The following is a 15,220-nucleotide window of genomic DNA, read 5'->3' as shown; positions in this document are numbered from 1 at the left end:
ACCGCAGACGAGCGGAGAGGGCGTGCGTAAGGTGCGCGGTGTCCCCGTGGGCTACCCGCACACGAAGGCCGGCGCCAAGGCGGCTGCAGCCAACTACACCACCGTCAGCGGAAGTTCCGTCTTCCTGACGGACAAGGACGCTCGGCACCGAGCCGTGTCGGTTATGGCAGCCCAAGGCGCCGCCGGTACGTCGACGAAGAAGGCCGACCACGCCGCCGTTCAAGCAGTCGGCGCACTCCGGGGCGACAGCCGCAAGGCCTCCACTAAGCGGGCCGTCGCCCGTACCGGTGTCCTCTCAGCTCACGTCCTGGGCTTCGACGCCCACAGGGCCATGGTCCGACTGTGGACGACGACGGTCCGTGGCAGCGCGGCCGGGCACACGACGCCGAAGGCGGACTTCCAGTCGGTGACGGTGACACTCACCTGGGAGTCCAACGACTGGAAGATGAAGGACAGTTCGAGCACGAAGGGGCTGTTCGCCCCGATCGACGCGCGGCAGGCTTCCAACGTCACGAGTGACTTCTCCGACTTCGTACCGGCCGCTGCAGAAGACCCCGTACTGAGCGGCTCCGCTGGGCAGGACGGATTCCCGGCAGCGTATGGACGCAACGAGCGCGGCGCCCACGCTGCCGCTGTCAGCGCCACCATGCTCTACGGCGACCCGCGGTTCTTCACGGATGAGGGCTGGCGGCACCGGATGCTGGCAGCCACCGCTGCACCGAGTGTGCTGGATTCGGTCACGTCCGATACGGACTCGACGGCCCGGCTGGTCATGGAGAACCGCGGGGTCGGTGCCGACGGCAGGGCCGCTGACGGCAGCGAACTGATCACGCGGACGGCGGCACTCGCCACCCGCACGATCTCCTACTCCGACCAGGCCGCGAGCGTCGAGCTGTGGACCGCGTCGGTGGGCGGGGTCGCGGGCAAGGACGAGGCACAGCGCCCGCAGGTCGCATTCCTCCGCATGACCGTGGACCTCGTCTGGACCAAGGGCACGTGGAGGACGACAGCCGTCACGCCGTCCAAACCGCTCGTGCCGTCGCCACCCGCCATGCAGGAAGCGGACCCGGCCGACAGCTTCGCGGACGTAGGGGGTGCCAGCAATGCGCCTGCGACTGCGTGACGACGCCCCTGGCCTCCTGACTATCGAGCGCGGAACGCCGGGCCGGTGGAGGCGCCGCATCCAGACGGTGGCCGTGGTCAACGTGATCATCGGGTTCCTGTTCGTGCCCGCGGCCGTCGCCAATCCCTTCTGCTACATCCCGATGGTGTGCGAGGCGAAGGCAGCGATCGACTTCGTCAAGGACCCGCTGGGCTTCCTGCTCCAGAAGCTCACTGAGGCCAACATCTGGTTCCTGCGCAAGATGCTTGAGCTGATCCAGAACACGACGAAGATCGACCTCACGTCGCCTGGCTTCCTGAAGCAGTACGCGATCATTTTCGCCGCCAGCAGCCTGCTCACCGTGGCCCTGTGGCTGATCGCCGTGGCCAAGCGTGCGGTCCGCGGTGTCGCTGTTACCACCGCGGTCTCTGAAGCGATCGGCTTCCTGCTCCTCCAGTTCGTGGTCAACGCGATGACGCCGGGTGCGATTGCCCTTCTGATGAAGGCGATTGACGAAGTCACAGCAGTGTTCGAGCCGTACGCGACAAGCAACTTCAAGCCCTTCCTCGAGAACATCCTCAAGGTGATGGCGTCGAACCCCTCGGAGGGCGTGGGGCAGCTGCTGGTCGTCAACCTGATCATGATGTTCGGCGCGCTGCTGATGTGGGTCGAGTTGCTGATCCGCAGCGCGGCGATCTATGTGGCCGTCGCGCTCGGCCCCATCGTGAACTCCGGGCTTGTGGACCGCGATCTGTGGAACAAGAGCAAGAAGTGGTTCGGGGGCGTCTTCGCGATCGGCCTGAGCAAACCCGTGCTCTTCGCCCTGCTTGGCCTCGGTGGTGCGGTCCTCAGCGACACCTCGGGCAGCATGTCCGACGCGGTCTCCAAGACGCTGGTCGGTGCGCTGATCCTCCTACTCGCAGTCTTCGCGAGCGCGGCGGTCTACAAGTGGGTGCCCGGGTTCGGCGACGAGATGGCCCAGCTCCATCACGACCGGAAGTTCGCCCAGTCCTCGGGCCCTGCCGCCGTGATCGACGGTCCCGGCCAGCACGCGAACCGCGCGATCAACTCCCACGTTCAGGACTCCTTGGTCGGCGGAAGCACCAAGACGGCCAGCACCAAGGAGGCTGGGGCCAAGATGGGCGGCGGAACGGCCGTGGCCGGGCCCGTCGCCGCAGGGGCAGCCGTGGCCAAGGCCGGCGTCGACACGGCGAAGAAGAAGGCCACAAGTTCCCCCGGCATGCAGGGCACCGACGCCGCCAAGGGCGGCTCCGAACAGCCCCAGAGCCAACAAAGCGGCGACGACCACGCCGGTTCATCCGGTGCACCGGCCGCCGCACGTCCCGAGGGAGCGACCTCCGACCCCGTCGTCAGCTCCCCTCCGAACTGGTCCTCTGCCAGCAGCCATGCAGGGGCCGGACGTCCACCAGGAACCAGCGGAGCCCCGAGTACGGCACAGCCGCCCCCGCCACAGGCTCCCGCCCCGGCGGCGCCCTCTCCGACGCCGCCGCCCGCCTCCCCCTCTTCTGCATCAGGAACCACCTCGGGCTCCGGGCCCTCGGTCACGCCTCCGCCGCCGTCACGGCCGTCGGATGGCCAGGCACCCGGACGGCCAATCCCCAGCAAGGACCAGTGACTGACCCATGTCGACTCGTACGTATCAGTTCGGAAAGCACCGCCCCACGGGGCTGGTAGGCCGCCGCGACCTCGGCGAACAGGTCGTTCTCGGTGGCGGTGCAGCCACCGGCATCCTGTTCGGCTATCTCTTCAGCGGCGTGACGGCCATCGCGGCGGCGTGCCTCGTCGTGCCGATCCTGGTCGCCCTGGTCATTGTGTACGCCCCGTACCGGCCGAAGGGCACGTCCCAGCGACGCACGCTCTACCGCTGGTGGGGGATCAACCGCTACCACCGCCAGGCCCTCCGTCGTACCGGCGGCGTGTGGGTGTCCCCGGCCGTCGAGGGCGGCTTGGGCCGTGACGGCACCCCGCCAGACGCCGCCCTGGCGGAGCCAGAGGGCATCGCGGGCATGACGTGGGTGCCGGTCACGGTCCGCGGGCAAAAGGCCGTCGTCGTCCTCCAGCCGGAGGCCGGTTGCGTCACGGCCACCCTGGAAATCGCCTCCCCCGGCCTGGGCGGCAAGGAGGTCGGGGAACAGGTCGTCGCCCTGGAGCGATGGGGCGAACTCCTCGACGCCTTCGGCAACGTTGAAGAACACCCCGTGAAAAGGATTCAGGTCCTCGCCCGGCAGATGAAGTCCGACCCCTACGCACATCAGCGCTTCATCTCCCAGCGCGACGACTCGGCGGCGACGGCCGACGCTCCGCAGTGGCTGAAGGAGTCGTACGACGTGCTGGCCAACGCCGTCTCGACCTCGGCGGAAGAGCACCGCTACTACATCACCATCCACGCGAAGTTCACCCGCGACCTGGCGTCCGAAGCTGCGGCCCGGGGCACCGGTGACGAAGGCGTCGCCGCCGCGATGGCCACGTACCTGGAAGAACTGTGGTCCCGCGCCGAGGACGCCGACCTCTCGGTGATCGCGCCCTTGGACGAGGGCCGGATGACCGCGTACATCCGCAACTCCTACGACCCGGACCACGCCATCTGGGACACGGACCTCCCGCAGGCGCACGCCTTCCCCCGCAATGTCGACGTCCGCCACGGGGCTCACGTCGCCACCCGCGCCGCAGGCTCCACCGACAGCTGGTTCCACGCCACGGCGGCCGTCATAGGATGGCCCACCACCCCCGTCGGACCAGACTTTCTGTCGCCTCTGCTGATCGGGATGCCCGACGTGATCCGAACCATCTCGATCACGCAGCAGCTTGAGCCGAACGACAAGGCCGTGGAACGGATGCTCGCGGAGGACACGAACAACCAGGCCGAGATGCACCGGGACCGTCAGCGCGGCAAGAACATCGACCCCCGCGACCAGATCGCGGCGAGCGCCACTGGATCACGGGGCGCGGCCCTGGCCTCGTCGGGCGCTGCCGGGTCCGCCGTCGTCGGCTACATCACCATCTCCTCGCGCAGCGCTGAGGAGCTGGAGCGCACAAAGCGCACGACCGCTTCCCGTGCCCGCAACGCCCACCTCCGGACCGAATGGCTCGACCTCGAACACGCTCGCGCCTTCGCCACGACCCTCCCCCTCGCCGGAGGCATCAAGTGACTGACCTGCTCGACCTCGCCCCCCTGTCCCCGAAGTACGCGACGGTGCGCCGTCCCCTCTATACGGAGACGACCACCAGCCAGGCCCTGTATCTCCCGATCGCACCGCCGACCCTCGGGACCGCGGGCGCGATCATCGGCCGGGAGCTGTATTCGGGGAAGGCGTTCATCTACTGCCCGTTCTCGGCATTCGGTGACGGCCTGCCTGGCGGCAACATGATCGTGATGGGCGACACCGGCCGGGGCAAATCGGCGCTCACTAAGACCTACACCGCACGGCAGATCCGCCTCGGCCGTCAGGTGGTCGTGCTCGACACCAAAGAACAGAAGGAGCGGGAGGAGGGGGAATGGGCCGCGCTCGGCCGCTCACTGACCGGCAAGGCCCCGGTGAAGTTCGCCCCCGGTGGCGGTCGCGGTGCCTCCTGCATCAACCCGATGGACCCAGCGATTTCGGGCCGACGGCAGATCGAGTTGGTTCGGACAATCGTCGAACTCGGCCTCGGGAAAACCCTGGACGAGTTCGCCGGCTCCGCACTGCGCATCGCGATCCGCCGGGCGCATCAGCGGGCGGGCGACCTCGGCCGCACTCCGGTCCTGGCGGACGTCTCCGCCGCGCTCCGGTCGCCGGAGGAGTCCGACGCCACAGCCAAGCAGCGGACACAGAACGAACTCCTTGGTGATGGCCTGGAAGCGTCCTACGTCTTGGACCGGCTCTGCGGAAGCGAGCAGGACGCGACCGGCGACCTCACCGGCATGCTCGACGGACCGACCAGCCTCGGCGTAGACCTCGACGCCGACATGATCGTCTTCGACCTGACGAAGGTCCCGTCCGGCGGCGTCGCCATGACGATCCTCGTCGCGGTGATCTCGGTCTTCCTCGAAGAGGTCTGGTTGCGCCCGCTGTGCGAGTGCGGTACGGAGCCCGGCCAGCACGACCGCGTCGTGGTCGACGCGAACTCCGGCGCCTGGGAACTCGGGCCGAACCCGGAATCGGGGTGCCGCCGCTACACCCAGCGCAAGCGCATCCTCGTATGCGAGGAAGCGTGGCACATCCTCGGTACTCCCCAACTTGCCGCGCTGTTGGAGAAGTTCCTCAAGTTCGCTCGCGGCTACGGGCTGTCCTGCATCTTCATCGTCCACCACCTGTCGGACATCGACGACAGCCCGGAGACCCAAGCGGCTCTGAAGATGGCGGACACCATCGTCATCTACTCGCAGAAGAAGAGCGAGGCCGAAGCGACGGTGTCCCGACTGGGACTGCCGTCCTGGACGGCGGAGCACATCATGCGCCTTCGCCGCGGGATCGCGCTGTGGAAGGTGGGAGAGGTCATCTATCCCGGCGTCCAACACCTCCTGGTCGAGGCAGAGCAACACCTGTGCTTCTCCTCCGGCTCGATGACCGACCTCACCAGCACCTCCCCGGAAGCCGAATGACCAGGCACCGCCACCTCTCCGCCGCCAACCCCTTCCACGCAGATTCGGAGCGCGCCCTCTCCATGACCATCACCACCGACGAGACCGCGCTCCCGGCCGACGAGCACGCAGTGCGACAGGACATCGACCAGCTGCACGCCGATGCCCTCGAACTCGCCCGCCGGACGAAGGCGCTGGCCACCGTGCTGGACCACGGCGACTACTCCGCCGCCGGTGGCCGCGTCCGTACAGCCGTCACCCACATCTGGCGGGCTGCCGAAGACCTGCACAGTGCCTTCCACACGGCTCCGCCGCGCTGCGCCGGACCCGATGCGTCGCTGTCCCGGCTCTGCGGCCGCCGTATGCGCTACCTCGCCGCCCGGGTCGCGCGGAGGGCCGACTAGTGGACCTCATGCCAAGCGGGATCTCCCTGGCCCTGTACGCCCTCACCGGCGTTTGCGCGGTGGCCCTGGTGACGCTCTGGGTTCTTATGAACCGGAGTCGACGCACCGCCGGGTTTGCGTCCAAGGGTCAACTCAAGCGCCAACTGTCGGCCGCGGCAGTGCTGAAGGCCGCGGAGATCCGACCCTCCCTCTCCCGCGGTGAAGACCACCCCGCCCGCACATCAGCGGTGAGCCTCGCGAAGGACCATTCCGCCGGTTCCTGACCCGCCCCCTCACCCCTCCTCGTCCCGGAGCACGTCATGCGCCACCCCCTTGATCCTCACGACTTCGGCTATTCGCTGGGGACCTCGCAACGCCCGAAGGGAGTAGAGCTGTGGTCCCGCGCCGACAAGGCATGCCGGGTCATCGGCCCCATGGGCAGCGGAAAGACGATGCGCTTCTTCGCTCCGACCATCCGCAACTGGACCGGGCCGGTCCTCGCCACCTCGACCAAGCCGGACCTGGTCGAACTGACCCTCGATGCACGGCGGCGTGACGGCCGCCCGGTCATGGTCTTCGACCCGCAGAACATCGCTCCCTCCCTGCCCCAGTTCCGTTGGACGCCGATCACGGGCGCGTCCGAAACAGAGATCGCGATGACGAGGGCGAAAGCGTTCGTCGCTGGTTCCCGGACTCCTGGGTCCGCAGCACAGTCCAGCGAGGGCAGCGCCTTCTACAAGGGACAGGCGTCCAAGATCCTCGCCGCGTTCCTCCACGCTGCCGCTCTGGACGGCGCCAACCTGGACTGGGTGCTGAAGTGGGCCCGCAAGCTCACCGATCCCGCGCCGCTCGGCATCCTCAACGCCCACCCTGGCGCTGGCCCCGGCTGGGCGGACATGCTGCGGACCGCCACCACAGGGGACAGCCGTACCGTCGGCAACACCGCCTCGACCCTCGACGCGGCCCTCGAACCCCTCATGCACCAGTCGGTGATCCGCGCTCTGCAAGGAGACGGAGAGGACCCGACGGACTTCCACGAGTTCCTTGACGCAGAAGGCACCATCTATCTGCTCGGCAAGGACTCGGAGGTGAACAGCGTCGCTCCACTGACCACGGCGATAGCCGAAGACCTGCTAGACGTCGCCGAGGCTCACGCCATCGCGGCCCCGGCGGGGCGGCTGGACCCACCCCTCCTGGCCGCATTGGACGAGGCGCCGAACATCGCGCCCATCCCCAGCCTGCGCCAACGCGTCGCTGACGGCCGGGGCCGAGGCATCACGGTGATCTACGGCCTCCAAGGATGGGCGTCCGCCCGCGCCCGCTTCGGCGAGGACACCGCTAACGAACTGGCCTCCTTCACCAACCACGTCGTGGTCTTCGGCGGCGCGAAGGATCCCCTCTTCCTCAAGGACATGTCCGACCTCTGTGGTCAGGTCGAACGGGAGCGCACTACGAAGACCACGACAGGGGGAGACCGCGGAGGGCATTCGACCGCCACGCACATGGCGCTGGAACCTGTCCTGCGCGGGGACGAGATCAGGGCTCTGCCCGAAGGTCACGCACTGGTACTCGCGGACAATCTCCCGCCTGTCGTTACCCGTCTCGACGGCATGTGGACTTGGGATTCCTGGACCGCGATCGAAGGGCACGTCCGCGACCTGCGAGCGGCCAACGAGGCAGAGCGCTCACGGCAGGCCACAACGAGGAAGAACCAGGCGAAGGCTCATGCCGCCGCGTGGGCCGGGCGTGAGGAGGCGGCTGCGGCATGACGAATCCGCTTGCTCACTTCGAGCCGTTCCCCGAGCCGCCCGCCCTGATCTTGGAGTACATCGCGGAGCGGAGCGCGGAGGAGTCCGTCGTCGACGGCCCCGCGCCATGGGATCTCGGGTCCTTGCCAGCCGAGTTGATCGCGCCCATGCCTTCATGGCTCGACTCCGTGTGCCGCTGGCTGAACTTGCGGTACGCCTGGCAACCCCAGGACGTCATCCCGCCCTGTTGGACGAAGCACGAGGGCCTTGGGTACGAGATCGCGGCCCTGGCCTTCGCCAGAGCCGACGCGTACGCAGAGGCAGGGGCGACCGTTATTTGGCACGAGCAGTACGACCGATTCCTCGCCCGGATGAACAAGGCGCTCGGTAAGGCTGGCGATGAGTGCCGAGTCGGACGGCACGAAGACCGACCGGCGCGATTTCAGCTTGCAGCCTGGGCGGCACATGTTGCTGGATACGCCGAGGGCCCGGTGCCCACTGAACGAGTCGAGGAGATGGCGGGATGATGATGGAGCCCAACATGGTCTTCTCGGCTGACCCCCGTCACGGATTGGTGGCGCGAAGCGGCTGGGAGCAGGAAGAAGCTCGAACCGTGCTCCAGGATCTCGGCTGGGAGTGGGCGGAGGAACTGCACGCTCTCGTCCCGCCGGACGACGTGCCGGAGGTCGACGCTGGTGTTCAGGCGGTGGAGGAACTGCACCTGCACGGCCACCGCACCGGGTACGCGGTGGGGCCATACGGCACTATGCGGCTGACTCTGGACCGCGCGGAGCAGGTGTTCACGAAGGTCACCACGCGGGAGTCTTCTGAGGCTCGACCTGATACGGCAGGCTCAAATGATGAACCCGTGACGCCGGAACGGCGACGGTCGACCTACGGCGTCATCCCTGTCTCAGAGGGACCAATTTCATTGGAAGGTTTCGAACCCTCATCGATCTAGAACACGCCTACGGCGGGGGCCGATAGCCGCTGACCTGATCTCGGCGCTTGCGGCTCCGGACAGCTGTCCGGAGCCCGAAGACCCCACCCGCACCCCCGGGGGGCGGAATGGACCTCACCGATTCCCTACACTCAGGCTCCAGCACTTCTTGAGGCGCCGCGAGCGCCCGTATCTTGGCTGACGGTTACGGACGCCCCTTGCCTTCACTCCGTGGTCTCGCTGGTTTCCGCTTGTTCTAGTGCGGGAGGCCGGAGCGCATTGCGTTCCTCATGCAGTCAACTGCCTCAGTCCTTTTGTGGCAAATTGATCCACTAGCAAGAAGGCTCGACCTAGATCATTTAGCGTCAACTCCAGTCGGTAAAAGTCGACCTCGCCGGAGGGGTTCATGTACGGGTACAAGACACCCCAATCATTGCGTTCATACGGATAGTCACTGTAATCGGCGTCTTCGTAGGTTTCGTCATGCAGGCTTACGCTTGCCCAAGCGAACAGCTTCGGAACTACTTCGACGTAGCCAGACAGCCCCAGGAACACAGTCCAGCTTGCAATTTGCTCAGGATCGTTACCGTCTTCGTTATCTACGCCCAGGGCGATTGAGCCTCGACCTGAGGTCTTGTTAACCCACTCCTCAATGTCGATCACTAGCCGCATGCCCTCGTCCAACATTTGCATCCACGGCCGCGCAAGCTGCAGTTCGCGAATGCGGAGCGTGTAGGCATCGCCCTCGGCGGCCTGACTGAGGGCTGCCCTAGCGCTTTCGTCGAGCACTTGAGCCTCAGGGACCAGCAACTTCCAGCCCCCACGCGAAGTTTTGATGAGCGTCTCGCGGCTGACTAGCTGCCAATAGCAGCGTTCTCTCTCTGGGTGGTACAGCACTACCGCGACGGGCAATGAGTGATTTGTCCAATATTGCACGTGCTCCGCGTCGGGTCGGAACCACCACCCGCCACGACCTTGCTCCCTGAACCAGCTAGAGCCGCTCTTGATCTGCAAGGCAAGCAGTCGGCCTCGGACCGAGTCTGCGTCAACGACTTCGGCATGCGCGTCGATGCCGTAGTCCTCTGTTGGCTGCTCACGGAACAGCCAGCCCAGCCTGGCCTCGACAGCGAGCTGAGTCTGCGTCACGCCGATGCTGGCTACTTTGGCGGACGGCTTGCGTCGCATCATGTGTCCATCCTGATCGGGGAGTTCGACCGGCGGCCTCACGCCGGCGGCGGCCAGCTCCCCCGCTGCAACCCGTGCACCGCAGGCCCGTTGACGTGCAATGAAGGCAACTACCAGCCGCCAGCGCCATGTTGCAAGGCTCGCGTGCGGAGCAACTCTAGAACCTTAGTTTTTTCTGTGATATTTTCACGCCTATGATTAAGGATGAGCTCGAGCGCGTCCGTGAAGCTCTGGCGGACCTGTGTGAGCCCCTTCATGACGCTTTCGTCTGGGCCGGCCAGCGCAGGTCTGAGGCGCTGCCCGAACTGATCCACGCCGAATACAAGTGGCATGGCACTCACACGGTGCGGGCCTTGGCGCATCACCGGCTGCGCAAGACGAATCTGGGTGTCTGGGCGTTGTCTGGCAACCATGCCCGCAACGGCGAGTTGTGGCTCACGGACAGTGACTACTCAGTACGCGTCCTGCATGCGCTCAACGACAAAGACGTGCCACCGCCTGGCCTCAATCGGGCGAGGCGCGCCTACTACCACAATCCGCCTCTGCCCACCCAGGAGAAGCTCACCGGTCCTGCGTACGACAGGTTGATCGCGTTGTGGCGCCTCGATGTCAGAACGGGAGCGGCGTCCTTCCGAGTGGTTCGCCCTATCGGCAAGTGGCGCTTCGGGGGCACAGCGAAGACCGATCTAGACTTCCCCCTGCCGGAGACGGCTGTAGACATGCGTAGCCTGCACTTCGAGCCCGCTGTTGAGGGCCTCGATGACGTACGGCTCCCCGAGGAGGAGGACGGTAAATGAGCACGGTGCTAGGGCCTTCACCTGGTGAGCGCCTGCGCACCCTGCGCGAGTTGCTTGGTCTCACGGGGGCCGCCCTGGCGGACATGAGCGGGATGAGTAAGAGCTGGATCTCGCAGGTGGAGACCAAGGCGCGGGAGGCTTCAGAGGAGGGGCTTCGTGCTGTGGCCGAGAGCACAGGCACGCCGATGTCCTTCTTCTATGCGCAGCCTTCTTCCATCCCCCGTGACTCGCTGCACTTTCGCAAGCTTGCGTCGGCCAGTCGGACGGTAACCAAGCGGGTTCAAGCTTTCTATGGAGAGAGCTACCGCGTCAGTGAAGACATCCTTCGTGCTGGTGAGTACCCAACACCCCCGTTGCCGTACGCGACCGTCGACGAACTTTCTGCGGACGCCATTGAAGAGCTGGCCAGCACGACGCGTGAAGCCCTGCGCTTGGCGCCTGACAAGCCCATTCCTAACCTGACGCGAGCCATGGAGAGAGCGGGTATCGCGGTCGCTCCCATAGTGTTGACCGACCCGGCTGGAGAGGAGCAGAGTGCAACTCAAAGTCACTTCGGTCTTTCGCACTGGGGCGGAATCGGAGAGACGGCGCTCATCACCTACTTTCCCGGATGTCAAGGTGACAGGGATCGATTCACGCTAGCTCACGAACTGGGTCATTTGGTTCTGCACACCTTCCGCCCTCACGCGGAAGATCCAGAAATGGACGCGAACCGCTTCGCGGCCGCCCTGCTCGTCCCTTACGACCGAGCCGTCGCTGATATCACGGACCGGCTGTCTCTGACAGGATATGCACGGCTGAAGGCGACGTGGGGCGTGTCGATTCAAGCTTTGATCATGCGCGGATACGCGGTCGGCAACATCAATGAGAGCCGAAAGCGATCCCTATACGTACAACTTACGCAGCGAGGTTGGCGCAAGAATGAGCCCGTGACTGTCGGGCACGAGACGCCGCTACTGCTGTGGACACTGCTGGAGCGGCAGTACGGCTCCAAGCCGTACGTCACGGCTGCCGAACAGCTGGCAATTCACCCGACCGTCCTCCGCTCGATCGCTCCCACCCCTGAACGCCGGGGGATAGAGCCGCAAGTGGCTAGAGAGCAACAAGCGGAGGTTTTGGACTTCCGGCGCCCATCTTCCCGCCACCGGATGCAACGTGATGAGACTCCAGGTGCTGTTGCCCACTGATCTCGTCTGAGGCCGGTTATCGGTCCTTCGAAAGGGCGAGGAGTTCTGCGAACAGACCGGCACCGCAGGCAAGATCCTCATGCGTGCCCTGTTCAATGACTCGGCCGTGGTCCATAACGATGATCCGGTCGGCGACCTTGGTGTTCTCCAGGCAGTGCGTCACCACGATCGTGATGCGGTCCGCGGCGATGGCTTTGATCTCTTCGAAAATGTCGTGCTCTCCTCGTGGGTCCATCTGAGACGTCGGCTCATCCAGGATCAGCAGCGGAGGACGGCGGTAGAGAGCTCTGGCGCAGGCCGCCCGCTGCCACTGGCCCCCCGAAAATTCCGAGCCGCCCCACACCTCTCGGGCGAGCAGGGTGTCCAGGCCGTAGCGGAGGGACTCGACGGCTTCCCGCAGGCCGACGGCATCGATCGCCTCCCACACCGGCGTGTCGTCGAAGGTGCGCGGCTGTCCCAGCGTCACGTTCTCGCGGACTCGCAGGGGCCATTGCGCGAAGATCTGCGGCACCAGCCCGGTGCAGCTCCAGACGGATTCCGGATCGACGGCGGCGAGGTCGTTGCCGTTCCACAGGACCCGCCCCTTGTCGGCGAGGTAGATCCCCGTGATGAGGCGGGTGAGCGTGGACTTCCCCGATCCGTTCTCCCCGACGATGGCAAGGATCTCGCCGCGTCGAAGGGTCAACGAGACGTGGTCGACCGCAGGTGCCTCCTTACCGGGATATCGGTAGACCACCTCATCGAGCCGGATCTCCTCCACAGGTGCAGCCACCGCCGTATCGCCCCGGTGCGGCGCCTTGTCCGCCGCATCGTCCAGGAAGGTCTGCATGTCCGTCAGGTAGAGGCTGGTGTGGAACAGCGCTGCGCCGTTGATGACTACCTGCGACAGAGCGGCCAGCGTCGTCTGTACGGCGACGAGCGCCGTGGCGGCGATGGCGAGGTTGACGCGCCCGGTCACGGCGAGCCAGGCGAGCCCGGCCCAGGTGGCGGTGAGGAAGACGCCGCCGAGCAGCGAAGTACCCAGGGCGATGCGCAGCGTGCGGGGAGCGGCGGCCAGAGTGCGATTGTCGATGCGCTCGGACAGGGAGCGGTACCAGAACAGCAGGTAGGACGTCATGCCGTTCGCACGGACCTCGTCGGCGTACTTCGACGTGGTGGCCCACCAGCGCATCATCGACCGGGAGTTCCTGTCGGAGATGTTCGCGTAGTGGACTTCGTAGTCGACTCGGGCGGACATGACCGCACCGAGGCCGGCGGGAAGCACCGCCAGGACGAGGAGAGGGAGCATCAGGGGGTTGAGAACCGACAGCACACCGCTCGCGGTGACCATCCGCACCAGGGCGGACATGAAGCGTTGGGCATCGTTGATCATTACGTGGCTGCGGACCACGCCCATCTCCGCTGCCTCGTGACGGTCCGAGAAGCCTTCCCCGGCGAGCGCGGCCGCATCGACGCGGCATACCGCTTCGACGAGCGCGGTGTCTGCGTGGGTGGTGACCGGCGGGGTGAGACGTCGGTCGGCGTAGGTGGACAGTGCGCTGGAGACACGGGCGAGAGCAGCGGCGCCGGCCACGACGAGGAGCGCGGGCAGCGCATCTCGCAGGCGGTGTGAGACGGCTCCGGTGCCGAGGATCGCCTGCATGGCATGGGCGGTTCCGGTGAGCAGCACGGCCGCTGAGACGCCGGTGATGACCTGGCACCCGAGAAGCAGGAGGACCGCTCGGCGGTCGATGTGCCAAGCCGTTCGTGCGACGTGCCAAAGGACCGACGGGAGCCGTGAACAGAGTTTCCGGAACGAGACCTCGCCCAGGGGGTTGACGCTGTACTGCCCGCCGTAGGTGAGGTCCGCCGGGGACGGTGGAGGAGGTGCTGTGGGGTTCGCGCTCGTGGTGTCGGCAGTGGTCAACTGCGTACCTCCTACACGGTGGTTGTGGGCCAACTGGCGATGTCGGGGTCAACGACGCGGACAGCGCTTTCGAACACACGTGTTTGAGACGGACCCGATTCCGCGTAGGTGCGCGCCGTACGTGAGGTGCACAGTGAACGGACCCTTACGGCGCGGGGCCGGCGCTGCTTTCGGTGATGGCCGAATCGCCGAGGCTGATACGGGTGGGGCTGATGGAGGCAGCAATTCGACGTGGTGGCGTCGCTGCATTCCAAGATCAGCGCTCTGGCGCTCTATCCGTTCGGCTAGGCCCTTGCAGGAGGCCGTCGAGAACGGCTTCGGCCTTGTCCACGGTTTCGTTGAGGGCGTGATCGTGGGCCTGCGGAAGGCGTCCTGTACCGAGTCCGGATGCGCTGACTGTGTCGGTGAGTTTCTGGAGCTGTGCGCTGGTCAGGGCCGCGCCTGCCACAGGGTGGCGCATGGCTTCGCGCGCTGCGTACGCGTCGAGTGCTGCTGCGTCGGCTACCGCATTTTGCAGCGGGGCGGCGTGGGGGCTTGTTCGGTCGAGGGCGAGGTCGAGTGCGGCAAGACCTGCACGGGTTTGGAAGGCGGCGGTCGAGGGGTCAGGTTTGGCGGCGACCCCGGTCACCTCGCGCAGTACGAGGTCTAGGACGGGCTGCGGCACGGGCGAGGCGGCAGGCCGGCAATGGGCGCGCAGAACGGCGGCGATGATGGTTTCCCACGGCTCGGTAGGGATGGTGGAGTCGATCATGTCGCGGGCCTGCTGGTCGAGGCCGCGCTCCATGAGCGACATGATTTTGATTTGGCGGCCGTCGAGGAGGCGGTTGCCGATGCCGCGGTGCTTGGCCATAGCGTCGGCGGCGTCGGTCCAGCGGCCGATCCGCGCCAAGGCGCGGGCGCCGTCGACGAGTACGGTGACCCACAGCTCTTGGCAGACTTTGCGGTGGTCCGCGTCCGTTTCGGTCAGCTCCGACAGGTCGACAATGTGTCCGTAGATCTCGGCTGCCTCGCGTTTCTGGGCCGCGCGGTAGAGGCGGGTGAGGACGTCGTAGGCGGCCTTGCCGTCGCCGTCGCGAGTCAGCAGCCGGGAGATGTTGATGAGGGGCATCAACGACATCACGGCGGTGTCGCCGCTCAGCCTCCCGGCATGGGCGAATACGTGGTGCTGTCTCCAGCAGAGGGCGGTTGCGAGATCGGGCTTCCCGACGTCGGAGGCGATCAGCGCGGCGTAGTTGAGGACCCCGCAGGCGCGGGCCACCAGGTCGTGGTGGCTCGCACCTGCGGGCGCGACGGTCAGCCCGTTGAGGTGGGTGATGCGCTCGTCCAGCGGGAGCGCCGGCGCTTTGGAGCGGCGGACCAGAGGGATGCGGCTGGCTATCGCGGGAATCAT

At 66.4% G+C, this 15,220-nt stretch carries 13 protein-coding genes; 10 read left to right on the top strand and 3 right to left on the bottom strand.

Features of this window, described 5'->3' with window-relative positions:
* Window positions 1-22 precede the first annotated feature (22 nt).
* From ABD378_RS01930 to ABD378_RS01895, 8 genes are all read left to right on the top strand, one after another.
* Entirely contained in the window at window positions 23-1,123 is a 1,101-nt protein-coding gene (locus ABD378_RS01930) for a DUF8175 domain-containg protein (RefSeq protein ID WP_344518498.1), read from the top strand.
* Window positions 1,104-2,738 (top strand): TrbL/VirB6 family protein, encoded by a 1,635-nt coding sequence (locus tag ABD378_RS01925; RefSeq protein WP_344518497.1) that lies wholly within the window; start codon window positions 1,104-1,106, stop codon window positions 2,736-2,738. Before ABD378_RS01930 ends, ABD378_RS01925 begins: the two co-directional genes overlap by 20 nt.
* A 7-nt stretch (window positions 2,739-2,745) precedes the next feature.
* Window positions 2,746-4,272: an SCO6880 family protein gene (locus ABD378_RS01920; protein ID WP_344518496.1), complete on the top strand. Its 1,527-nt coding sequence runs from the start codon at window positions 2,746-2,748 to the stop codon at window positions 4,270-4,272.
* A complete protein-coding gene (locus ABD378_RS01915) occupies window positions 4,269-5,705 on the top strand; it encodes an ATP/GTP-binding protein (RefSeq protein ID WP_344518495.1) in 1,437 nt (478 codons plus the stop codon). The genes ABD378_RS01920 and ABD378_RS01915 overlap by 4 nt, the downstream gene beginning before the upstream one ends.
* Window positions 5,702-6,088, top strand: a complete 387-nt coding sequence (locus ABD378_RS01910) for a DUF6238 family protein (RefSeq protein WP_344518494.1) — start codon at window positions 5,702-5,704, stop codon at window positions 6,086-6,088. The genes ABD378_RS01915 and ABD378_RS01910 overlap by 4 nt, the downstream gene beginning before the upstream one ends.
* Window positions 6,089-6,387: 299 nt before the next feature.
* On the top strand, window positions 6,388-7,836 hold the full coding sequence (locus tag ABD378_RS01905) for a type IV secretory system conjugative DNA transfer family protein (RefSeq protein ID WP_344518493.1): 1,449 nt from the start codon (window positions 6,388-6,390) through the stop codon (window positions 7,834-7,836).
* The gene (locus ABD378_RS01900; RefSeq protein WP_344518492.1) at window positions 7,833-8,342 is read left to right on the top strand and encodes a hypothetical protein; all 510 of its coding nucleotides are present in this window, start codon (window positions 7,833-7,835) and stop codon (window positions 8,340-8,342) included. The genes ABD378_RS01905 and ABD378_RS01900 overlap by 4 nt, the downstream gene beginning before the upstream one ends.
* Window positions 8,339-8,776 carry a hypothetical protein gene (locus tag ABD378_RS01895; protein ID WP_344518491.1) on the top strand — a complete coding sequence of 146 codons (438 nt, stop codon included), beginning with the start codon at window positions 8,339-8,341 and terminating at the stop codon, window positions 8,774-8,776. Before ABD378_RS01900 ends, ABD378_RS01895 begins: the two co-directional genes overlap by 4 nt.
* A 267-nt stretch (window positions 8,777-9,043) precedes the next feature.
* On the opposite strand, the gene ABD378_RS01890 is transcribed toward ABD378_RS01895, so the two are convergent.
* Window positions 9,044-9,943, bottom strand: a complete 900-nt coding sequence (locus tag ABD378_RS01890; protein WP_344518490.1) for a DUF4365 domain-containing protein — start codon at window positions 9,941-9,943, stop codon at window positions 9,044-9,046.
* Between the two features lie 191 nt (window positions 9,944-10,134).
* Between ABD378_RS01890 and ABD378_RS01885 the strand changes: the two genes are divergently transcribed.
* Window positions 10,135-10,737 carry a hypothetical protein gene (locus ABD378_RS01885; RefSeq protein ID WP_344518489.1) on the top strand — a complete coding sequence of 201 codons (603 nt, stop codon included), beginning with the start codon at window positions 10,135-10,137 and terminating at the stop codon, window positions 10,735-10,737.
* Window positions 10,734-11,924, top strand: a complete 1,191-nt coding sequence (locus ABD378_RS01880) for a helix-turn-helix domain-containing protein (protein ID WP_344518488.1) — start codon at window positions 10,734-10,736, stop codon at window positions 11,922-11,924. The genes ABD378_RS01885 and ABD378_RS01880 overlap by 4 nt, the downstream gene beginning before the upstream one ends.
* Before the next feature lie 16 nt (window positions 11,925-11,940).
* Here the strand turns inward: ABD378_RS01880 and ABD378_RS01875 are convergent, their stop codons facing one another.
* Together ABD378_RS01875 and ABD378_RS01870 are read right to left on the bottom strand one after the other, a co-directional pair.
* Complete coding sequence (locus ABD378_RS01875; protein ID WP_344518487.1) at window positions 11,941-13,830, bottom strand: ATP-binding cassette domain-containing protein; 1,890 nt, start codon at window positions 13,828-13,830, stop codon at window positions 11,941-11,943.
* A gap of 256 nt (window positions 13,831-14,086) precedes the next feature.
* Entirely contained in the window at window positions 14,087-15,220 is a 1,134-nt protein-coding gene (locus ABD378_RS01870) for a hypothetical protein (RefSeq protein ID WP_344518486.1), read from the bottom strand.

This window comes from Streptomyces rectiviolaceus, assembly GCF_039533825.1.
Taxonomy (GTDB): domain Bacteria; phylum Actinomycetota; class Actinomycetes; order Streptomycetales; family Streptomycetaceae; genus Streptomyces; species Streptomyces rectiviolaceus.
This window is presented reverse-complemented; position numbering and strand designations above follow the sequence as displayed.